Consider the following 21154-nt stretch of genomic DNA (forward strand, 5'->3'; position numbering starts at 1 on the left):
CATGTTTTGTCCCTGTCGACCATGCCCCGCAAAAGAAAAGCACTTGGTCTTTTCAGTGCCAAATAGAATATTCTTATACTTAATCATATTTTTGTTATATCCATTATTAAAGGGATCTGTGGACCGATAGTCGTGGCAATTCGTGTGCCACAACAAGAAGACAATATCACAGTTAAAAGGCCTAAAAGAGTTGTGAAATTATTCTTCATATATCTTTTTGCGGCTGTCTCAAAAAAAAAAGTAAATATCATAAGATTTATGAATTTATTATTTAGACCATATTCTCATTAACGCCTCATCTTTTCCGTCCATATAGTTCTCGATCGTATAGTTTATCTTAATATCAGGTTTCAAAGGCCTTTTTTTCCCTTTCCATACCTCCCAGTATTTCGTCGAGAAAGCAATCACGATATCAGATTTGGGCAAATTAAAACCCCTTACTTCTCCATAATGGTTGATGGAACCACTGGTTTCTTCACCGATAAAAGTTGCATTCGAATTTTTCTTCAGTTCAGATTTCAGTACAACATCATCGCTGGGAAATGACAGTTTATTATGAAACATTTGAAAAATATTCATTTGTACATTGGTTCTTTGGTAGAATGTCCAAAGCCCAATTAGGTCAGTTCATATACAAACATTGCAACCACCATTTAAAGCAGCTTGGATATGCTTTCGTATAGGAACGCACAACATCGACAATTTTTAACTCACAAAGGTCAACCTTTTAAGAATGTTCATAGTATAATAGAAGATAAGAAAGGAGATATTTGGCTCGGTGGCAGTGATCCCCTACTGCTCCGGCCGAAATCCTCAGGTCTGTAGTCCTATTAATCACTTCTGGTATTACATCTTCTTTTCGAAAAGAGATAGTATAGTTGTTGCAATTGGTGATTTTTTTTGCTTTTGATGATTGCTGATGGTAATACTGGAATAAGTTACATCTTACTTCACGCAACGGCTTTAAATAATCTCAAAAACAAGTTGTTCCCAGTCAGAAATGCACTGGGAACAACTTTTCGACTAGACTATTCAGTGTAACTTAACTCCGTTTCCGGTGCCTTCGTCAAGCATAAAAAAGTATGCCATCTTGCGTCCATTACTTCAAAAACTATTGCCTCTTTCAACATTTCGCATGCGACATAGCGATTATGAAGACTGGCTCATTATGGTTAACTCACTTCGGGCTTTTAGACGATATTTGGCGTAACTCGTCCTTGCGATGCAGGAGTAAAAAGGTTAACCAAATTGCCTTCAGGATCACGAAATAAGAGAGATCTATTGCCCCAGGGCATTGTCGTAGGCTTCTGAACAATGTAAGGTTCAAGATAATCAGCTAATCTTTCATAAACACTATCCACGTCATCCACCATAAACTCTATAATAGCACTGCGATTTTGTGAAGCCTGCGCAACACTTTCACCTCCGAAAAATTGTAGTGTCCTTGTGCTTCCTATTGCCAAGGTAGCTGTATTTGTTTTTAATTCAGCAAAATCGGGTGTGTACTGTGTCATAGAGGTTCCTATAACCTTCTCATAAAATTTTATCATGCCGTCAATCTCAGCGGCAATGATACGAACGGAAACTAAATTCATTTCTTATAAATATTTAAAATTACTCGGCAAATGTAAAGTCCCATACTGACAACAGTATGGCAGTCTGCTTTTGAATTTACTTGGAATTTAAAGCATATTCTACGACACGGTTTTCCGTGTCTTGTTGATAAAGCATTATACTTGGCAAAGAAATTATCAAATCATAACAATTCAGCCAATGTTTTTTGCAAAGCCGGTCCGCGTAAATCTTTAGCAACAATTTTTCTATTTGGATCGATCAAAAAATTCTGTGGAATTGCATTGACTCCATAGGCTTTTGCCACCTCAGTATTCCAACCCTTTAAGTCGGAAACCTGCGTCCAGGGAAGGTCACCGTCCTTAACCGCTTTCAACCATTTCTCCCGTGCGTCGGCTTTATCCAGAGATACACCGATGATAGTAAAATTTTGAGCTTTAAACTGGTTATAAGCATTTACTACATTCGGGTTTTCCGCTCGGCATGGCCCACACCAACTGGCCCAAAAATCAACCAGGACAAACTTACCTTTGAAAGATGACAGGGAAACAGGATTGCCTTTCCCCAAGTAACACGGACACACAAATTATGGCCTAGTATTGCAGCGCATAGCCATCATAATTAAATAGGCCATTGTTACTTCCCAGCCATAACATTCCCAAACTATCTTGCGCAAATGAATGTACGGTATTTGCGTTCGTACCCAAAGAAATATTTCGGAAAGACGGATAATCCAGCGATTGTCCAACAACCGAAGTACTGATTAAGGAACAAAAAAATAAACAACAGAAATAAAAAGATTGCATTACTTAAAAGCGCTATGCTACAAACTTAGTTAATTCTTATGGAATACATCATATGCCTACAACTTAACACCAACTTATCCCTAACAGCAATTTTTATTCAATTTTTAGACAGTAATTTGTCATTGCTTATTCAGTGCACACTGAGTAATTACTGAACGAGCACTGAACGAGCACTGAACAAGCAGTGTGAAATAGGTCAATTTGGTTACCAATTGTTTCTCATTTGCTGCTGCTAAGAAATAAGAGATAAAAAAAAGTTAGGAATCATTTAAACAAGAAAAAGGCTAGGTCAATCACGAACCTAGCCTCTACAAAAAACAATCCTTTAACCTGCGTTTATTTAACTAATTAATACATTTCCGATCAAATAACAGTGTCCATGGCAAATCGTTTAAATTATTTTTATTTTTTTTGATAGTGTCCCATCAAACACTATACAACACGCAACCTTCAACGTTTAGCTCATACGTGTTCAGCCAGCTACATCGCTCATACCAATCGTGCATTACAGCTAACAAATTACAATAGCCAAACCTATACATAATTTTTTTTTCAAACGAAGCCAATGAAGTGTTGTTCTTTTTAAAAAAGTATATATGGCACATTTAGAAGTAAAACCTAAAAATGGAGCACCTTGGTGGCTATGGCTCCTGCTATCACTCCTTGCATTGGGATTGGTCCTCTATTTTGTAAACCGCTACAACAGCGGCGCACAATTAAATGAGGCTACTCCGGACACAAGTGTAAACACCACAGCGCCACTAAGAGATACTCTTTAGACCCTCGTGAAATAATTGAATAACTCAAAAACTAAAAACATGGCAATAGAAGACAAAAATTATAATCATTTGATTGAACTCGGCGGAAGCGATTATGAAATAGTCGATGGAGAACCTGATATCCGCGGATGGAAAGTGAAAAATGAGGCTGGTCAATTGATCGGACAGGTGACAGATCTGCTGTTTGATCCGCAGAGCCAACAGGTTCGCTATCTTATCATCGACCTGAATGATGCTGAATTTGTTGTGGAGGAAGATAAGAAAATACTTGTACCCATCGGTCTTGCCTCGCTTTATGACGGCACGAAGATTCAGGCGAGTAATGATACCGCTTACCCAACTCCCCCCGTTGAGCCGATTAATCATAGCGTGATCTTTACTGTCGACGAGATTCCGACAGAAGAGCCCGCAACGGATTATTTATACAATCCTGCTGATGATGGAGAGGTGGTGGTTCTATCCATTACTGAAGATCAGGTCATTCGACTGCCTGCTTACCAGGAGCACCATGTCGATCCGAAAACGGAATTATCTATCCGGCACATCTTTGAAGGCACCGGAAATGTTGGATTTGTCGTAAGTGACAATAGTTATGATCCATCCACATTTTATACGCATTACCACTTTAGCGAAGATACTTTTTATAGCGAAGGAAAACAGATGGATACACTTCCTTCTGATCAAGCTCAACGGACTAGAAGAGTGGCTGCTCGATACGAACATGGGACAGCGTATGAACCTGGTACACGCAACAACAACGAACGATAAACAAACGCTATTACATATACTCATTCTGGCTTCGATACGCTATTAGCGAAGCCGGAATGAGTGTATAGATAAAACACTCCCTTTGATGTAAACTCAAGCGCAGCGTTTAAATACGCCTTAACAGTGTATTTTATAACCTAAACCACCACATCAACTACCTAAATTCCCTAACAAATCGCCAAAATTGCACCATAATTGCATGCTGTTACAAGACATCAATATAAATCGGTTATGAAAACAAATTATAAAATTGTCAGCGAGAAAAACAGGAAAACGATCAGTAGATATTACGAAAAATATAGCTGGTATAAGTTGGACCGCGAGGAACTGTCGCAAGAATTACTTATCCGGGGAGGCTTTTTAATCATCCTGACGTATATGCTGTGGTAAAAAAATGACATTATAGCGATATCTATCTATAAATTCCAAACCATTTGTATGGTTATGTTGTCTTATGTGTAAACTTAAATCAGACAACACATTGAACAGATTTACCCGAATTGTTTTAAAAACATTATTGTGGATTATTGGCGGAATCATTGGACTCTTCATTCTAATTATTTTTTTGCTGCGTCTTCCCACGATACAGAATTATATTGCCGGAAAAGTAACCCATTATGTCGAAGGCAAGATTGGCACCCCCGTTAGAATTGGCTATATCAATATTGATTTTCCAAAAAAACTGGTCTTGGAAAACATCTATCTCGAAGATCAGAGTAAGGACACTTTAGTTGCTGGAAAGAGCATTACCTGACAAAGCCTTTTATGGTGGATGAGCTTCACCTTGTTATACACAATCTCATCAAAAACCGCATGAAGGTTAAAGGAAAGTTTTCGGGCGCGCAGCAGCAGGAAGGTAAGGTAAAAACCATCACCTTTAAGTCTAGCGATGAGCAGCTGATGGAACGTATTGTCAAAACAGTGAACCAATACCTGGAGAATTCGGAGTTCAATGTGCAGTTTCTAGCCGATGAAGTAGGGTTGAGCCGTGTACAGCTGCACCGTAAGGTTAAATCGCTGACGGGTATTTCGACCGGTGAATTTATTCGTAATATCCGGTTACAGCAAGCTGAAAAGTTGCTGTTGGAGAAAAAAATGAATATCTCTCAGGTAGCTTATTCGCTCGGATTTACCAATCAGACGCATTTCACTACACTATTCAAAAAGATGTATGGATTGAGCCCCACTGAATATATTCAGCGGCATAGCTTTAAGGAAAATTAAGCGATGTAATAATCTAAACTATTTTAAAGATCAAAAATACCACTATCAGCATAAGAACTTTTAAGAAATTTTCAAAAACTTAGATTCAAGCAGAAGAGTATCTAGCTATTCTTTGCATCATCCAGAGAGAATGACGGTAATAAAGCAATCTGGATGGAGCCATTGGAATGAAACAGGAGAAACAAAAAAGTTCGCTTTAAACAGGTCAGCATGAAAAATCGAGCGGGACCTTATATTGCAATTAATGACAAATTTATCTAAGTTTGTCGTCACCTATTACGACTGACATGAATCTTAAAAATGAGATCGAATCTAAATATATCCTTCAGCGCCTACAGCAGGGTGACAGGCAGGTGTTCGACCTTATTTTTAAATCCTATTGGGATCCCCTACTTATCTACCTGTCCAAACTGGTGAAAGACCAGACCGATGCAGAAGATCTCTTGCAGAATATTTTCGTCAATCTCTGGAACAAAACTCAATCGTCCGAAATACAGGATATTCACGGCTGGTTATATGGGGCTGCCCGTAAAAGCGCACTTTTCTATCACCGCACTCAAGGCAATCAAAAAAAATTGATTGCATCAATTTTGGAATATATTGACGTTACCGGATTTTCATTGAGCGACCAGCAGCATGGTAAAGAGCTGCAGCAGATCATTGACGGTGAAATTGAACGGCTCCCAGCAAAAATGAAAGAGGTATTTCTATTGAGCCGACAGGAACAACTTAGTTATAAAGAAATTGCAGAACGTCTGGACATCTCTGACCAAACGGTCAAAAAACAGATCAGCAACGCACTGAACATTCTGAGAAATAACCTCAAGAAACAGGGGCTCTATTCGCTTCTGCTCCTCCTTCTCATCGACTTAAAATAAAATTCATTATTTTTTAATATTCATCTACCACCAAATACGGTTTGATGCAACTATACTATAAACACTGGCGCTCATGGAACAGAAAAACATTGCGGAAATCTTATTGAAGTACGAACTCGGTATCAGTTCAGCGGAGGAAAACCAGCTGATAGAATCGTGGTACGAAGCGCAGCAAGCTGTAGAATGGGAACTGGATAGCGCCGAGCAGGAAGATCGTAAAAATACCATACTCCTTCAAATCCAGCAACAACTTGATGCAAAGCCTTCCTCGCGTAATCCATGGTACCGAAGAGCCGCTTGGATCAGCGCTGCTGCTGCCGTCCTGCTGATCGCTTTTGCGTTACTTTTTATCCCGCGTGGACAGTCGCATCGCGATACCCTAGCCGCAATAGATCAATTCAAACCCGGACAAGAAAAGGCCATACTGAAATTGGAAGACGGGTCAAGCATCGCACTCAAGGGAGGCAAATCGGGTGTTAAGATCGTCAACGGAACAGCCGTCTATTTAGATGGATCGCCTATCAGCGCTATGGAATTGCAATCGCGCAAATTGACCGTTGAAGTTCCCAGGGGTGGTCAATATCAGGTTAACCTGCCCGATGGCAGTAAAGTATGGCTGAATGCTGCATCGACAATCAGCTATCCAATGCAATTTGCTGCCGACAAACGGGAAGTCTTGTTAACAGGAGAAGCCTATTTTGAAGTAAACAAAAATCCACATAAACCCTTTATCGTGAAATCCAGAAACCAGGAAGTCAAGGTATTGGGCACCACATTTAACATCAACAGTTATGACAACCGCGAGTTTGTTGAAACTACACTGCTTGAAGGTTCGGTCGATGTAAATCAACGCCTGCTTGTACCCGGACAGCGATCGCTCATCTCCAAGACATCGATCCAGATTCTACCGGCCAATATCGAAGCAGCGACGGCCTGGAAGAAAGGATATTTCCTATTTGACAACGAACGGCTCGATGCGATTTTGGCTACACTTTCAAGATGGTACAATGTAGACTTTGAATACGAAGACTCAGCTACCAAACAGCTTGTCTTTTGGGGATCTATCGACAAAAATCAATCATTGACCAAAACGCTTACCTTTTTGGAAAGCACCGGTCAATTAAACTTTAACTATCGTGACGGCAAAATAGTTGTCCAAAAAAATAAATAACGAAGCCTTTTTAATACAGAAATCTAAACATATTAACCTAAATCACAGACCCGATGAATCGTCTAAAAAACTTGCTCTTGGTCACGTCGCTTCTTGCTGGTAGCACAGTCGTTGGTCAACAGCTCAATTATCAGGGCAAACCAACACTCAAAGAACTTTTTTCAACCATCCGACAACAGACAGGCTATAACATCATTGCCTCTGGCAATCAGATAAACCTTAATACCGTCGTTAAAGTTCAGGCAAAGGATAAGGCTTTGCGTGATGTTCTTGAAGAAGCCTTTAAGGATTTACCGTTCACTTTTAAAATCGTTGGAAAAGAGATCACCATTCTTCCACGGGAGAAAAGCGGCCAACAGCATCAAAAACAACAGCAACCTGCCAAACAGCTTTTTGTGGACGGCACCGTAAGGGACAAATCCGGCCCCGTAGAATTGGTAACCGTTTACAACAAAAGCAACGACAAAGTCACTTTCACCAATGATAAAGGCGCTTTTAAAATCGAGCGGACCAGCCATACGGATACCTTAGTATTCAGTTCCGTTGGTTACGAAGAAAGGCAGCTTGCTGTGTCAACTAGCCAAAACACCGTTGCCATGCAACTGTTGCAGACGCAGAACCTGCTTGATGAAGTCAGCGTACTGTCGTATGGGCAAGAGGTATCCAAACGGCTCAATACAGGCTCTACTTCTAGCGTCACTGCAGCCACCATTGAGAAAACACCAACAGCAGACCCGCTCATTGCACTCCAAAACCGGGTTCCCGGTATGATGATCAATACCTTAAACGGCCTTCCCGGCATACAGACTCAGGTGCAAATACGGGGTATTAATACCGTCAACCAGGATGGTGAAGCGCGACAACCCTTGTACATTGTTGATGGTATTCCTTTTAATAGCAGTTCACTCGCCTATATCGGTGCGAATGGCCTCACCTCCTCCTATTTAGGTGAAAGCCCTTTTAAAAGTATCGACCCCAGCACGATTGCCAGCATTGAAGTACTTAAAGATGCTGATGCTACTGCGATCTATGGTGCCCGGGGTGCCAATGGTGTGATCCTGATCACCACCAAACGCGGTAAGGCAGGTCGTCCCACCATTAGTGCTGATTATTACCATAGTTTTGGTTCTATCGCTAACTATGTAAAAATGCTCAATACCGCCCAATATCTGGAGATGCGTCGTGAAGCTGCAAATAACGATGGTATTGAGCTTACGCCCAATGATTACCCTGACCTGCTGAAATGGAGCCAAACGGAAGATCACGACTGGCAAAAAGAATATTTTGGCAATGTCGCCCATACGTCCAATGCTGAATTATCCTTATCGGGTGGATCATCGGGATTCAACTACCTCCTTGGCGGTGGCTTTAGGCGTGAAAACACTGTATATCAAAAGAAAAACGGTCTTACCGTCGGCAACTTCCGAAGCAACCTCGACTACCACAGTAAAGACGGCAAATTTAAAGCTTCCCTTTCGGCGAGCTATGCAACGGATAAAAACGAAGTCATCCCACTATCGTTTACCAACTTTCAGACCCTGCCTCCAAATTTCTCCCTTTACGATGCTGATGGAGATTTAAATTGGACGATAGATAACCCTATTGCTGCGCTGGAGCGTACAGTTGAAAATAGAACTAAAAATTTAATCAGCAATATCGCGCTGAGCTATGAGTTGTTACCTAATCTTGTGGCCAAAATCAATACCGGTTATACGCGCATGAAAATGGACCAGCTCGCCATCAATCCACGGAGATCATTCAGGCCGTCCGAAAACATCTTAGGCAACAACACTTTTACCAAGGCCAGCGCAGCTACCTTTAATTTTGAGCCTCAGCTGAATTATGATCTGATCGTGGGGCGCAGTTCATTTCGTGCCCTTCTCGGGGGTACTTATATCCATCGCGGTAACTCAGCAATTACCACAAGTGGAAACGGCTATACAGACGATAGTCAGATTAGGGACATCCATGCCGCACCAATCATCAATATTGAACCTAAGGACACTCAGTACCGTTTCCTTTCGGGATTTGCCCGCGTGGGATGGACGTTTGACCAAAAATATGTCATCAATGCAACTGTCAGACGTGACGGCTCTTCCCGTTTTGGTCCAGGGAAAAAATATGGTAACTTTTGGTCTGTCGGTACAGCGTGGATCCTCAGCGAAGAGAACTGGTTAAAGGATAATCAGTTTGGCTTGAGTTTTGCCAAATTGCGCGGCAGCTACGGTCTGACGGGTAATGATAATATTGGCGACTACTCCTATTTCGTGAATTACGAACGTATATTCGACAATTACCAAGGGCAGGGCTATCTTCCCAAGAACCCATTCAATGCAAATTATCAGTGGGAAGTCAACAAAAAGCTTGACCTTGCTGCTGAAATGGGCTTCTTGAAAGACCGCATCATCTTTGAAGCAAACTATTACCGCAATCGGTCGGGCAATCAATTAGTTGGCTACGGATTACCTACACAGGTGGGTTTTAGTTCGGTCAACCAAAACCTGGATGCCAATGTACAGAATAGCGGCTGGGAATTTAGCCTGCAGACCACACCGATCAACACCTTGGCCTTCACCTGGAAGACCAACTTTACCATGAGCATCAACCGCAACAAACTCCTGTCTTATCCCAATCTTGCAAGCTCCTCCAACAGCCTCACCTATCAGATCGGTAAACCATTAAATCTGATCTGGGGGTATGAATATCTAGGAATCAACGCTGCAGATGGGCAACCGCAATTCCGCGATGTGAATGGCGACGGTTTTATCAGTTTTCCAGATGACTATGTCCCCTTGGCAAACAATATTCCGACCTTCTTTGGTGGTCTCGGCAACTCGTTCAATTATAAAAACTTTGATCTCGACGTATTTTTTAGTTTCAAAAAGAACAAGCATATCTACAATTATCCATTTACGAGTGCCGGAAGTGTCATCAATGCCCCCGCAATTGTCTTGGACAGATGGCAACATCCGGGTGAGGAAGCTAAATTTCCGGCCTACACCACCAATTCTAGTACCATGTCGGACTACAATTCATCGAGTGCCAATTTTGTGGACGGGTCGTACATCCGCTTAAGCAATATTACCCTAAGCTACTCGGTACCGGGTAAAATGCTTGAGAAGCTAAAACTTAAAAACCTACGCGCCTATGCCACTGGAGCCAATCTACTGACCATCACCAGTTATAAGGGTACCGATCCAGAGACCGGCGTGGATATGCCCATGCTTAGGACATTTACACTGGGGATACGGACTTCATTTTAAACCATTTAGACTACGGACATGAAAACCAACTATATCAAATTATTGAGCTTCCTTTTACCTGTTGCCTTAGGTATGAGCAGTTGCAACAAACTGCTGGAGGTGACGCCAAAATACATCTACACAACGGATCAAATTTATGCGAATGACACCATGGCCGACAGTGTTGTCGTCGGGATGTATGGCCGATTTGCTGCTTATCAAAATGATCTTTCACTGAACACGGGATTATCTTCCGACGAGCTGATACCCGGTATCAATAGCTTTAACCCCGAGTATAGCTTTATGTACAGCTACAACCTCAATCCCTTTTCGGGGCAGACGAATGACTTTTGGGGAAATCTATATTCCATCATTGGGATTAGCAATGCAATCATTGAAGGGGTTGGGCAATCCAAGGGCATGACGCAAGCTGGCAAGGATGAAGCCATCGGCCAAGCTAAATTTATGCGGGCCCTCAATTACTATTTTTTGGTCAATCTCTATGGCGATGTTCCTTTGGTGCTGACGACTAATTATCCGGAAGAACGGCTCAAACCGCGCGCAGCGGTAGCAGCAGTGTATACGCAGATCATTCAGGATCTGGAAGATGCCAGCCAGCTTTTAGGTTCGGATTACCCGGGCGAGCGCGTGAAGGCCAATAAGTGGGCTGCATTAGCCCTGTTGTCGCGCGTATACCTATTTACCAAAGACTGGACTAAAGCTGAGCAGGCCGCCAGTCAGGTGATCGCACAGTCGCAGTTGTTTCAACTGGGCCATTTTGATCGTGCAGACGGGGGCGAGCCAATGGATATCTTTACCAAAAACAATCCCGAGCAGATATTGCAGCTATGGAACAGTGTGGGCGCCTCCATTGGCATCGGCATAAAAGGAGAGTTTGCCAGCTTTGGCGTAACGGAAGATGCAACGGGTCTATTGCCAGCCTTTGAGGAGAACGATAAACGAAAAGAAAACTTCGTCCGTTTTGAAGAAACAGTAAACGGCTATCAGATCAACAAATACCGTTCCAACGGCGAAGCCGGATCTGCAAACAATGAGTATACCTCGGTGTTGCGCCTGGGCGAACAATACCTCAACCGTGCCGAGGCACGCCTGCAACTTGGTCTCTCAACGGCTATTGATGATATCAATATCCTACGCAGGCGTGCGGGACTTACGGATTTATCCAGTGGATTATCCCAATCACAGGCGAGAGCAGCCATCGTGCAGGAGCGTCGCGTTGAACTCTGTTTCGAATGGGGCGACCGTTGGTTTACTCTCAAACGCATGGGGCTAGCCGATAACGTGATGAAAAAAGCAAAACCGACCACTTGGAAGACGTTTGCCCAGCTCTACCCTTTACCCACCGTTGAGCTCCAAAATAACAGGCAATTAACGCAAAATCCGGGATATAACAACTAAACACGATATACAATGAGAGTTACGCTATTAGCTTTTGCCTTTCTTTATTCCATATGCTTCGTCAAGGCGCAGGAAAAAGCAACCTACCAGCTTCAGGGAACACTTTTTGGGGTTCCCAAAAATCAAAAAGGAAAACTTTTCCTTCAACGTTTTGGTGGCGATCTCCCGCTTGATTCTGCCCGGCTGGAACAAGGCCATTTTCGCTTTAAAGGTACTTCCGAAGGACCTGAAATCGCGAATCTATTTTACATGGATTCTACGGGGGAACGATCAGAAACACTCGATTTCTATCTGCACCCTGGCAAGATAACGATTCGGGCCAAACTCAGTCAGCTTAACCACGCGGATATTGCCGGCTCAACATTGAATACTGAAGCCAGAAGTTTTGACAAAACGCATCAGACGATATTGGACAGCATCAGTACACTAATGGCTGCCTATTTCGAGGCAGAGAATGCTTTTTCTCAGGATAGTTTTCGCATGGATTCGCCGGCACGGGCTACCATCAACACGATTGACGCGAGCCTCAACAAGTGGTCTGCGGCACTACAGAAAGCACAGGTCAACTATGTGCAGCAGCATACGGATCATGTACTCAGCCTTTTTAAACTACAGGCGCTGCTGAAAGATTCCAGCAATCAGCAACTGGTATCGGAGCTGTTTGGCAAGCTAACGCCTGCCCTTCAAGATTCGCCGTTGGGCCAGGAGGTCCAAGAGCAGCTTGCCAATCTTAAAAATCTAAAGATCGGTGATATCGCACCAGAATTTTTATTGGCGGATACTGCCGGACGTCAGCTGAAGCTGACCGACTTTCGGGGCAAATATGTACTCGTTGATTTCTGGGCCAGTTGGTGTGTACCCTGCCGCGTGGAAAATGAACATGTAGCAAAAGCCTACGATGCTTTTAAAGCTAATGGGTTTGAAGTATTGGGTGTCTCCACAGATTTTGCGCTCAGCAGCTGGAAAAAAGCTGTGTCGGACGATGGCATGACCTGGACCAATGTGGTTGATCCGGATGGTCAGGTGAGCGCAGCATATCATATCAAAAGTATTCCCTCCAATTACCTCTTGGATCCCACAGGGAAAATCATCGGCATCAACCTACGCGGCGACGCCCTTTATGAAACACTAAAAAACATATTCTAATTCGCAATTTTATCACAATTATATGCATTTAAAAAAACTGCTCTACCTTTCGCTGTTAGGTTTTAGTCCGATGCTTGCCCATAGCAGCAGCACCCCGGGAGCGACGGAAATCGTATGGTCAAAACACGAAGACGATACCACCGCTTTACCTTTTGACAAAAGTGTCCGTTATGGTAAACTGCCCAATGGACTCACCTATTATATCCGAAAGAATACCGAACCTCAAGAACGTGTTTATATGTATCTGGTCAACAAGGTCGGATCTATCCTGGAGAACGAAAAGCAGCGTGGGCTAGCGCATTTTCTAGAGCATATGGCCTTCAATGGCACGACGCACTATCCCGACAACAGCCTGGTTGACTACCTGCAAAAAAATGGGATCAGCTTTGGAGCCGATATCAACGCGTATACCAGCTTCAATGAAACTGTTTACCAACTGCAGCTACCATCCAATGATGGCAAACTCGTCAGCAATGGATTTCAGATCCTTCAAGATTGGGCCCAGGGTATCAGTCTGACCCATCGTGAAATCGACAAAGAGCGTGGCGTGATATTGGAAGAAAAACGTGCCGGCAAGAGCCTGGGTGAGCGCATCCAGGACAAGACTTTACCTGTTGCGCTCAATCATTCTCTGTACGCACAGCGCATTCCAATTGGTACCGAAGAAGTCATTCAACATTTCCCTTATGAGGAAATTGAGCATTTTTATAAAAGCTGGTACCGCCCCAACCTCCAAGCCGTTATTGTCGTCGGTGATATCGATGTCGACCAGACCGAGCGAACGCTGAAAAAACAGTTTTCGTTGCTCAAAAATCCTTTGCAGCCAACAGCTCGAAAAACATACCACATTCCACTGCAGGGCAAAAATCAATTTATGGTGGTGACGGATCCTGAAATTACCGCAACATCCATCAATATCAGCATCAAACACCCTGAACGTAAATTACAGAACCTCGCCGACTATAAGCACAACCTGATCAAGACCTTGTTTAATACCATGATGGCAGGGCGATATAGTCCATTATTTCGCATAGCGAATCCGCCTTTTTTGAGCGGTGGCGCATCATTGGGTGGCTTTATGGGTGGACTAGATGTATTTCAGATCGAACTCACGGTCAAACCAGGTCGTCTGAAAGAAGGTTTTGACGCTGTATGGCGTGAACTTTTGCGGGCGAAACAATATGGCTTTACGGCCGCAGAACTGCAACGCGCCAAGGATACCTATATGAACCAAATGGAAAATATGCTCGAAGAAAAGGATAAGATTGCCTCCGAACAATATGTACAGGAATATATTCAGCATTTTCTGAACGGGGTAGCCTCTCCGGGTATCGATCATGAGATGAAACTGACGCGCGAAATGCTTCCGGCGGTCAGCCTTTCGGACATCCAGCAGCTCTTGCAACAGTATCTAACCAATAGCAACCGCGATATTATTGTGACTGCATCTGAATCGGATAAAGCAAATCTGCCGAAAGAGGCGGATATCAACAGTTGGATCGCTACCTTGTCCAAAGAAAAACAGACGGCCTTCACCGAAGAAACAAGCGATTTGCCGCTGCTCAAACGGGAAGCTCAATCTGGTACAATTGTTAAAGAAGAAAAAGACAGCAGTTTAGGAACCACGACCTTGACGTTGAGCAACGACGTCCGGGTACTCTTAAAACCGACCAACTACCAAAACAATCAGATCACCTTTCAAGGATATTCCTATGGCGGAACATCACTTTACGATGATCGAGATTTTCAGAGCGCGACCAATGCCGTTGGCCTCATTGCTGCCAGCGGGCTGGGCAACTATACAGCCGAACAATTTGAAAAATCATTAGCCGGACGAACGGCCTCGGCATCCCCCTTTATCAGTGAGACTGCCCAGGGCGTGAGCGGCTATGCCAACAATAAAGACCTGGAACTTGCCCTGCAGATGATGTACGGCTACTTTACAGAGCCTCGCCTAGATACCGCTATTGTTGCGGGTATCTTGGCCAATGCCAAAGATGGACTTAAAGACCGCGATAAGAATGGCGACGCTGTATTCCAAGACTCGGTCATGGCTATCCTGTCGGGCAATAATGTTCGTCGCACGGGGTTAACCATGGAGAAGATCAATCAGATCAATCCTCAGCGTGCTTTGGACATCTACAAAGAACGTTTTGCCAATGCTTCGGGCTACAATTTTGCTTTTGTGGGCAGCTTTGACATTGAAAAAATAAAACCATTGCTTGCCAAGTATATTGGCGGATTACCCAGCATCTCGTCGAAGGCACCTGCTTACCGTGATTTAAACATTCATATTCCTGCGGGGAAGATCGAGAAAAAGCTGGCGCTGAGCAAAGAAGATAAAGCGATGGTCTATCTTGTTCTTTCGGGCCCATATGACTATAGTGAAGCCAATAATATGGCTTTGCAGGCCTTTCGGGAAGTTTTGGATATCCGTTTGTTGGAACGACTACGTGAAGAAGAAGGCGGTGTGTATTCGCCATCGATCCAGATGGATTATAGCAAGCTGCCTGATGCCCGTTATACCCTTACGGTAGCCTTCAGCTGTTCGGTGGCCAATGCGGACAAACTAGCGAAGTATTCGCTTGAGGAAATTGAGAAATTAAAGACTGCAGGACCTTCTGTTGCCAATCTCGACAAATTCAAAGCGAATGACAAGCTAAACTACGAATCCGCACTAAAAACAAATGATTTCTGGTCGAATTACCTGTACAGCAACCTGTATAATGGCGATGATATGCACCGCATTTTTGAACGTGCATCGTTGCGCGATCAGCTGACCCCAGCGCTAGTTAAAGCGGCTGCCAAACGCTATATCAGTGACCAAAACGTTATTAAGATCGTTCAGCTTCCAGAAGTAAAAAAATAAATACAGAAGGGCTATTGACATCGCATTATTTTCATAAGCACTGAACACAAGAAAGCCGCAAAGATGTATATTCTTTGCGGCTTTCTTGTTTACTGACCAAACCTCCTGATTGACCGAAAAAGGAAATTCTCTATCCCCGGAATTTATGTTTTCCCATCGATGATTGCAAGCAACATCATGTTTAAAAAAAGCTTCGAAACTTCCAAGCCAGTGCAAATGCCACTAACAGCAATCCGATGAGCCAAAGATTGGGGACTACCCATTTTGGATATTAGGAAAAACCGGTTTGGAGTAGAATTTACGCTTTATGATGTACGGAAAAATGAAAGTCGTTGAAATATTTAAAACCAATGTCTCAACCGAAAAAGAGGCTCGGGATACAACACGCTCACTTTTAAGACTGTATCCAATTTATAAAATAAACTTTGACCTTGAAGATGAGGAAAATATCCTTAGAGTTGAGGCTCATAAACTTAAGGTTGAAACCGCTGAAATAATTAAGTATATGATTGAACTGGGGTATAACTGCGAGCGAATAGAATAATTTGGTCATTAGCTAAACTGATGTGCTTAACTAGCCATAGCTTCAAATTTTAATATTGACATGTTAAATTAACATCGTATATCAAAAATTAAAGCTGTCTAAGAGTTTTAGACAGCTTTAATTTTATGTACCTGGTTTAGGAGGTTTGATCATCGACTTCCGCCGAAGGTGCATTTTTCTTAACCGACTCAATCCCGTTTTCCATACCACTACTGCTCTCGTACATCTCACTCGTTCCGATGATCTGTCCGTTGGACGCCTTTAGATTGAAGTACCACTTCCCATTTGATGAGGTTTTCTTTTCGAACCTACCGTCATCCTGTGCATTCTTCCTAACCGATTCAATACCGTTAAGGCAACTTGCCTTACTGGAATAGCCTTCGCTTCCAAGGATCGTCTGGCCGTTGCCTGCCTTGAGATTAAACTGATATTCACCGTTCTTTCTGGTTGTTACTACAAATTTTCCCATGTTCTCTCTTTAGATTTATAAATGTATACTTTCGAATTTAATCACTTTCGAGCTCTTCGTCAAGAAAAGAAATAGCAATGTTCTTCTGGTAAACCTCCATCGCGCTGAGCGGGAAAAAAGAGCGTGTTGAAGAGATCCTGTATTTCTAACTTGCTGTTTCGAGTACCTAGCCATCTTATATGGTCCACATCCCCGGGAACCTCCCATTTAACATCGTTTGCAAAGAGATTTATAAGCTCATTCAATTGTCTGTGCTGCAAATAATGTAGAAAGTCGTTTGTAATTGTTCTTGTCGTGCTCATGGTTGATTCTTTTTTAATGTGATAATTTGCAAATAGGCCATCATTCTTACCCAAGCTGCAACAAAAAGAATGATCACTGTACCAAGCATACTGATGGAATAAAATGACAATAAAACAGTTACCAAACTTGCAAATACCCACGTGATGTCCAACGCTATGATTAGTTTAATCCATGCCTTTATGACAGGCTTTTTAATGGCCGCAAAAAGAACAAATGCAGAAAATAAGATCAAGAACGTCCCTACTTCCATAAATGGAGCTACACCTGTTGGCTTAAATATACTTATCCACATATTAGGTGTTGCAACGAGTAAACCTCCTGTAATACCAGAACTAATGGCATTTAACAGTAATACATTTTTTAGTGTCATAAGCTTTGAATTTTGTTTCTGTAAAGATATTTCTGATCCTCCAACCACACGTTATCTTTACGCGCCAACGTATTGGTTTTAGACGACAAAAAAACAGTATTTACTGTGACAAATGTGTATTTTCACATAATGAATTACAGACAAACATTTTTACAGGCATTGTTTATCTTTTGCGAAGAGAGAGGATTAGATACCGGAAAAATTGCTGCTCACTCAAACATTTCAATAGACGAATTGAACACAAACCCATCCTTTCCGATATCCAATGAGCAGATGGACATGATTTGGAAAAACATTATTCAGATTTCAAAAAATGAGTTGGTAGGCTTACATTTTGGAGCAGCGATGCAAATTGCTGCTCTTGGGGTAGTCGGCCAAGTGATTCAAACGAGCAACAATGTAAAAGAAGCTTTACAGCATGCCTGTATGATGGTAGGCTTACTTACTGATTTTTATACAATGTCAGTTCATGAAAAATCTGAAACTTTTGTTATTACCTATGAGAAAAATGCTGGCTTTGACAAATTTTCAACTGCTCAAAATCAAATGGGTGATTTTTTAATCGCCTTTACACTATATGAGTTAAAAGGATTATTGATTAAAAACCTAGCCTCACTACGTGCGAGTTTTCCTACTTACCAAAAAGATTATGACAGAGAATATAAGCATATTATCAAATGCCCTTTACAGAAAAGCCGTATTTATATTCTGGAATTTAACAAGGAATTTCTAAATACGAAGATCATAACCGCCAATTATAGCGTTCAAAACTCACTTATTAGTCAGGTCTATAAGCTCCAAAATCCGGAATCATTAAGCGGTGATTTTGCAAAGAAGATTTTTAATTACTTGATCACAAACTCTTATCTATTTACCCTTTCAATAGAATCTGTAGCCTGTAATTTTAATGTCAGTGTACGAACACTCCAAAGAAAACTCCGCGAGGAACGTATTTCGTATATACAAATCGTAGAAGAAGTTCGAAAAACGTTAGCCATTCATTACATCACGACGAGTCCATCTTCTGTAAAGGAAATTTCGGCGAATCTGGGCTTTGCTGAACCAAGTAGTTTTGTTAGGGCATTTAAAAAATGGCTGGGAAAAACTCCGTTGGAATACAAAAATAACATTCTTGTGAATCAAGACCGTCCTTGATGATGAGTGATAGTTTCTAATTACCTTTTAACAGCTATACACTCAATCTCAATATTGGCATTCCTCGGTAAAGAAGCCACCTCAATAGTGGTCCTTGCTGGAAAATGCCCGTGAAAATATTTAGCATAAATCTCATTGACCTTTTCAAAATATTTCATGTCTGCCAAAAATATCGTTGTCTTGGTAATGTGCTCAATATCGGATTGATTATCCGCTAAGATGGTCTTTAGATTTTCCATAATCTGAACCGTTTGTTGTTCAACACCATCTTTTAGCATATTTGTTTTTTGGTCTATGCCAATCTGGCCTGATACAAAAATAACATTACCATAACTTGTGGAATGACTATAGGGACCTATTGGTTTTGGCACCCCGCTATGTGTTACCCTTATGGTCTCCATTTTTGAACTGCAGGAAAAACATGCCAGCATTAGGATAAGTATAAAAATTCTGTTCATTTCAATTGATTTAAATTAAAAGATGAGGTCAGCTTTTTAGACCAACCTCATGCCGTCATTGCTTTATTTCTTGATGAAGTTTAATAACTCACTATTAAATTTATCCAGCTCTTCAATGAAGAGCGCGTGACCACTTTTTTCGAAGGGAACTAAAGTTGAGTTTTTAAGTAAGGTATTCATTTGTTCTGCCAGGTCGTACGAACATATTTTATCCAACTTACCGTGTAAGATCAATGTTGGGATTGTTATCTTACTTAAATCACCACGTAAATCGCTATCCCGCAATGTTCTTAGCCCCTCCGCCATAGCATAAGGCGATGCCTGAGCCTGGATACCTCCCAACCAAGCGCCATGCCCAGCGGAAACGCTTGTCTCATTGGCTGGAAATATCTTGCCGAAAGTGCTAAATAATTCTGGACGGTTCGTATTGTTCAACGTGATCAGTCCATCGACATCTTCCTTGGTCCACAAACCATAATTAAAGTCTTGTCGTTTTGTCCAGGTCGGTGCCGCCGCTCCAAATAAAGCCATCTTGGAAACGTGAGCTGCATTGTATTTAGCCACATAGTGAATCACTGTAGCTCCTCCCATGGAAAATCCGCCTATTGTCGCATTTTTAATATCCAATTTATCTAATACAACCTTGATATCATCTGCAAATACATCATAGTTGTATTTTCCTGCCGGTTTGTCAGATAACCCGAATCCTCTTAGTGTGATGCCGATCACCCGATACCCTTTTTGAATAAAATCGGCATATTGATATTCGTACATGGCGTCGCTCAAGGGCCATCCGTGAATCAAAACAATAGGCTCTCCCTCACCGAGGTCAGTTACATGAAGTTTCACGTTCTTTTCTACTTCGATATATTCGGCTCTTCCAAAAGATGCCGGAGTTCTCTTGATTTGTGCAAAAACGCTGTTTGTAATAAAGGTGGTAATTAATACGATGGCTAAAGTTAAGTTTTTCATGACTTTAATAATTATTAGTGTTGTTATATTCTTTTGTTATTGCAAGTTGAAGTAATTTCACAGGCACATCAATGAACATCTTGCGCTTTGAATTGCACTTTTTGCCCAGATGAATCTTTATTCTTTTATAAAGGATAGTATATCTTCATTAATGACATCGGCATTAATAGTAGGCATACCGTGAGAGAAGCCCGGGTAAATGATCAGTTTACTGTTTCTCAATAGTTGGGCCGCTTTAACGGCCGTGGTTGCATAAGGGACAATTTGGTCATCATCACCGTGAAGCACCAAAACAGGAATTTGCACACTTTTGAGATCTTCGGTGAAATCGGTCTCCGAAAATACTTTGATACAGTCATATTGTGCCTTGATACCACCCATCATCCCTTGTCTCCACCAGTTGTCCTGTATACCTTTTTTAATGACCGCATCTTCCCTGTTGTAACCGTAGAAAGGCACGGTAAGATCTTGGTAGAACTGCTGTCTGTTATGAAGTGTATTATAGCGGATATTGTCAAACACGGCGAGTGGCACCCCGTCCGGATTATTGGCGTCAGCAATCATATAAGGTGTAACCGCACTGATCAAAATGACTTTGGATACCCGGTCTTTCCCATATTGTGCGGCATATCTGATCGCTTCGCCACCACCGGTTGAATGGCCTACATGGATCGTATTCTTCAGATCGAGGAACTCTACCAATTCTGCGACGTCAGCAGCATAAGTATCCATATCATTTCCCTTATACGTTTGCGTAGATCTTCCATGGCCTCTTCTGTCATGCGCGATTACTCTAAAACCTCTTTCCAGAAAGAACATGATCTGGGCATCCCAGTCATCGGATGATAGTGGCCATCCATGATGGAAAAATATCGGTTGTCCTTCACCTAAATCTTTGAAATAAATTTCTGTTCCGTCTTTTACTGTAAACTTGTTCATGTCTTTACTATTTAATTGTTGTTGTTATTGTTTTCTTTTGTTATTACAAAGTTGGGGTAATTTCGAAGGC

The 21154-nt window shown here is 42.1% G+C and carries 23 protein-coding genes; 14 read left to right on the forward strand and 9 right to left on the reverse strand.

Annotated features, from left to right (window positions below):
* Positions 1-267 precede the first annotated feature (267 nt).
* Positions 268-564, reverse strand: a complete 297-nt coding sequence (locus tag HX021_RS08670; protein WP_138096617.1) for a S41 family peptidase — start codon at positions 562-564, stop codon at positions 268-270.
* A gap of 105 nt (positions 565-669) precedes the next feature.
* On the opposite strand from HX021_RS08670, the gene HX021_RS21685 reads away from it, so the two are divergent.
* Complete coding sequence (locus HX021_RS21685) at positions 670-825, forward strand: two-component regulator propeller domain-containing protein (protein WP_197734427.1); 156 nt, start codon at positions 670-672, stop codon at positions 823-825.
* A 365-nt stretch (positions 826-1190) separates the two neighbouring features.
* Here HX021_RS21685 and HX021_RS08675 read toward each other — a convergent pair whose 3' ends face one another.
* Positions 1191-1595 (reverse strand): VOC family protein, encoded by a 405-nt coding sequence (locus HX021_RS08675; protein ID WP_286589774.1) that lies wholly within the window; start codon positions 1593-1595, stop codon positions 1191-1193.
* Between the two features lie 161 nt (positions 1596-1756).
* On the reverse strand, positions 1757-2155 hold the full coding sequence (locus HX021_RS08680) for a peroxiredoxin family protein (protein WP_353621027.1): 399 nt from the start codon (positions 2153-2155) through the stop codon (positions 1757-1759).
* 819 nt (positions 2156-2974) lie between these two features.
* Between HX021_RS08680 and HX021_RS08685 the strand changes: the two genes are divergently transcribed.
* The 12 genes from HX021_RS08685 to HX021_RS08740 all read left to right on the forward strand — a co-directional run bounded on the left by HX021_RS08685 (position 2975) and on the right by HX021_RS08740 (position 16418).
* Entirely contained in the window at positions 2975-3157 is a 183-nt protein-coding gene (locus HX021_RS08685; RefSeq protein WP_028071410.1) for a hypothetical protein, read from the forward strand.
* Positions 3158-3196: 39 nt separating this feature from the next.
* Positions 3197-3925, forward strand: a complete 729-nt coding sequence (locus HX021_RS08690) for a PRC-barrel domain-containing protein (protein ID WP_286589780.1) — start codon at positions 3197-3199, stop codon at positions 3923-3925.
* 231 nt (positions 3926-4156) lie between these two features.
* The gene (locus HX021_RS08695; protein ID WP_160169533.1) at positions 4157-4315 is read left to right on the forward strand and encodes a hypothetical protein; all 159 of its coding nucleotides are present in this window, start codon (positions 4157-4159) and stop codon (positions 4313-4315) included.
* Positions 4316-4406: 91 nt separating this feature from the next.
* Complete coding sequence (locus tag HX021_RS08700; RefSeq protein WP_232048602.1) at positions 4407-4679, forward strand: hypothetical protein; 273 nt, start codon at positions 4407-4409, stop codon at positions 4677-4679.
* Between the two features lie 59 nt (positions 4680-4738).
* The gene (locus HX021_RS08705; RefSeq protein ID WP_197734428.1) at positions 4739-5149 is read left to right on the forward strand and encodes a helix-turn-helix domain-containing protein; all 411 of its coding nucleotides are present in this window, start codon (positions 4739-4741) and stop codon (positions 5147-5149) included.
* A gap of 287 nt (positions 5150-5436) precedes the next feature.
* Positions 5437-6027 (forward strand): RNA polymerase sigma factor, encoded by a 591-nt coding sequence (locus tag HX021_RS08710; protein ID WP_286589787.1) that lies wholly within the window; start codon positions 5437-5439, stop codon positions 6025-6027.
* A 73-nt stretch (positions 6028-6100) separates the two neighbouring features.
* A complete protein-coding gene (locus HX021_RS08715; RefSeq protein WP_286589789.1) occupies positions 6101-7198 on the forward strand; it encodes a FecR family protein in 1098 nt (365 codons plus the stop codon).
* A gap of 53 nt (positions 7199-7251) precedes the next feature.
* A complete protein-coding gene (locus HX021_RS08720) occupies positions 7252-10461 on the forward strand; it encodes a SusC/RagA family TonB-linked outer membrane protein (RefSeq protein ID WP_286589791.1) in 3210 nt (1069 codons plus the stop codon).
* Between the two features lie 18 nt (positions 10462-10479).
* Positions 10480-11859: a RagB/SusD family nutrient uptake outer membrane protein gene (locus HX021_RS08725; protein WP_028071414.1), complete on the forward strand. Its 1380-nt coding sequence runs from the start codon at positions 10480-10482 to the stop codon at positions 11857-11859.
* Positions 11860-11871: 12 nt separating this feature from the next.
* Positions 11872-13005 carry a TlpA disulfide reductase family protein gene (locus tag HX021_RS08730; RefSeq protein WP_286589794.1) on the forward strand — a complete coding sequence of 378 codons (1134 nt, stop codon included), beginning with the start codon at positions 11872-11874 and terminating at the stop codon, positions 13003-13005.
* A gap of 22 nt (positions 13006-13027) precedes the next feature.
* The gene (locus HX021_RS08735) at positions 13028-15874 is read left to right on the forward strand and encodes a M16 family metallopeptidase (RefSeq protein ID WP_286589795.1); all 2847 of its coding nucleotides are present in this window, start codon (positions 13028-13030) and stop codon (positions 15872-15874) included.
* 307 nt (positions 15875-16181) lie between these two features.
* A complete protein-coding gene (locus HX021_RS08740) occupies positions 16182-16418 on the forward strand; it encodes a methyltransferase type 11 (RefSeq protein ID WP_265715476.1) in 237 nt (78 codons plus the stop codon).
* A 136-nt stretch (positions 16419-16554) separates the two neighbouring features.
* On the opposite strand, the gene HX021_RS08745 is transcribed toward HX021_RS08740, so the two are convergent.
* Genes HX021_RS08745 through HX021_RS08755 form a run of 3 tightly spaced genes read right to left on the reverse strand, consistent with a single transcriptional unit; the run spans position 16555 to position 17560 of the window.
* Positions 16555-16887, reverse strand: coding sequence for a YegP family protein (locus tag HX021_RS08745; protein WP_028071459.1), 333 nt, complete (start codon positions 16885-16887; stop codon positions 16555-16557).
* Positions 16888-16946: 59 nt separating this feature from the next.
* The gene (locus HX021_RS08750) at positions 16947-17189 is read right to left on the reverse strand and encodes a hypothetical protein (RefSeq protein ID WP_286589799.1); all 243 of its coding nucleotides are present in this window, start codon (positions 17187-17189) and stop codon (positions 16947-16949) included.
* On the reverse strand, positions 17186-17560 hold the full coding sequence (locus HX021_RS08755) for a hypothetical protein (RefSeq protein WP_286589801.1): 375 nt from the start codon (positions 17558-17560) through the stop codon (positions 17186-17188). Before HX021_RS08755 ends, HX021_RS08750 begins: the two co-directional genes overlap by 4 nt.
* Before the next feature lie 105 nt (positions 17561-17665).
* Between HX021_RS08755 and HX021_RS08760 the strand changes: the two genes are divergently transcribed.
* Positions 17666-18715: an AraC family transcriptional regulator gene (locus HX021_RS08760; protein ID WP_286589802.1), complete on the forward strand. Its 1050-nt coding sequence runs from the start codon at positions 17666-17668 to the stop codon at positions 18713-18715.
* Between the two features lie 20 nt (positions 18716-18735).
* Here HX021_RS08760 and HX021_RS08765 read toward each other — a convergent pair whose 3' ends face one another.
* The 3 genes from HX021_RS08765 to HX021_RS08775 form a co-directional block, all read right to left on the reverse strand.
* Complete coding sequence (locus HX021_RS08765; RefSeq protein ID WP_286589803.1) at positions 18736-19173, reverse strand: RidA family protein; 438 nt, start codon at positions 19171-19173, stop codon at positions 18736-18738.
* 63 nt (positions 19174-19236) lie between these two features.
* Positions 19237-20145, reverse strand: a complete 909-nt coding sequence (locus HX021_RS08770; protein WP_286589804.1) for an alpha/beta fold hydrolase — start codon at positions 20143-20145, stop codon at positions 19237-19239.
* Between the two features lie 117 nt (positions 20146-20262).
* Positions 20263-21084, reverse strand: a complete 822-nt coding sequence (locus HX021_RS08775; protein ID WP_265715470.1) for an alpha/beta fold hydrolase — start codon at positions 21082-21084, stop codon at positions 20263-20265.
* Positions 21085-21154: the final 70 nt, after the last annotated feature.

This window comes from Sphingobacterium sp. N143, assembly GCF_030325625.1.
GTDB lineage: Bacteria > Bacteroidota > Bacteroidia > Sphingobacteriales > Sphingobacteriaceae > Sphingobacterium.

Bases quoted from the DNA above. Each gene is read 5' to 3' on its own strand.
- HX021_RS21685 (WP_197734427.1), top strand. From the start codon at position 670: ATGCTTTCGTATAGGAACGCACAACATCGACAATTTTTAACTCACAAA.
- HX021_RS08770 (WP_286589804.1), bottom strand. From the start codon at position 20,145: ATGAAAAACTTAACTTTAGCCATCGTATTAATTACCACCTTTATTACA.
- HX021_RS08690 (WP_286589780.1), top strand. From the start codon at position 3,197: ATGGCAATAGAAGACAAAAATTATAATCATTTGATTGAACTCGGCGGA.
- HX021_RS08710 (WP_286589787.1), top strand. From the start codon at position 5,437: ATGAATCTTAAAAATGAGATCGAATCTAAATATATCCTTCAGCGCCTA.
- HX021_RS08750 (WP_286589799.1), bottom strand. From the start codon at position 17,189: ATGAGCACGACAAGAACAATTACAAACGACTTTCTACATTATTTGCAG.
- HX021_RS08685 (WP_028071410.1), top strand. From the start codon at position 2,975: ATGGCACATTTAGAAGTAAAACCTAAAAATGGAGCACCTTGGTGGCTA.
- HX021_RS08730 (WP_286589794.1), top strand. From the start codon at position 11,872: ATGAGAGTTACGCTATTAGCTTTTGCCTTTCTTTATTCCATATGCTTC.
- HX021_RS08720 (WP_286589791.1), top strand. From the start codon at position 7,252: ATGAATCGTCTAAAAAACTTGCTCTTGGTCACGTCGCTTCTTGCTGGT.
- HX021_RS08695 (WP_160169533.1), top strand. From the start codon at position 4,157: ATGAAAACAAATTATAAAATTGTCAGCGAGAAAAACAGGAAAACGATC.
- HX021_RS08675 (WP_286589774.1), bottom strand. From the start codon at position 1,595: ATGAATTTAGTTTCCGTTCGTATCATTGCCGCTGAGATTGACGGCATG.
- HX021_RS08715 (WP_286589789.1), top strand. From the start codon at position 6,101: ATGGAACAGAAAAACATTGCGGAAATCTTATTGAAGTACGAACTCGGT.
- HX021_RS08765 (WP_286589803.1), bottom strand. From the start codon at position 19,173: ATGAACAGAATTTTTATACTTATCCTAATGCTGGCATGTTTTTCCTGC.
- HX021_RS08670 (WP_138096617.1), bottom strand. From the start codon at position 564: ATGTTTCATAATAAACTGTCATTTCCCAGCGATGATGTTGTACTGAAA.
- HX021_RS08775 (WP_265715470.1), bottom strand. From the start codon at position 21,084: ATGAACAAGTTTACAGTAAAAGACGGAACAGAAATTTATTTCAAAGAT.
- HX021_RS08735 (WP_286589795.1), top strand. From the start codon at position 13,028: ATGCATTTAAAAAAACTGCTCTACCTTTCGCTGTTAGGTTTTAGTCCG.
- HX021_RS08745 (WP_028071459.1), bottom strand. From the start codon at position 16,887: ATGGGAAAATTTGTAGTAACAACCAGAAAGAACGGTGAATATCAGTTT.
- HX021_RS08740 (WP_265715476.1), top strand. From the start codon at position 16,182: ATGATGTACGGAAAAATGAAAGTCGTTGAAATATTTAAAACCAATGTC.
- HX021_RS08705 (WP_197734428.1), top strand. From the start codon at position 4,739: ATGAAGGTTAAAGGAAAGTTTTCGGGCGCGCAGCAGCAGGAAGGTAAG.
- HX021_RS08725 (WP_028071414.1), top strand. From the start codon at position 10,480: ATGAAAACCAACTATATCAAATTATTGAGCTTCCTTTTACCTGTTGCC.
- HX021_RS08755 (WP_286589801.1), bottom strand. From the start codon at position 17,560: ATGACACTAAAAAATGTATTACTGTTAAATGCCATTAGTTCTGGTATT.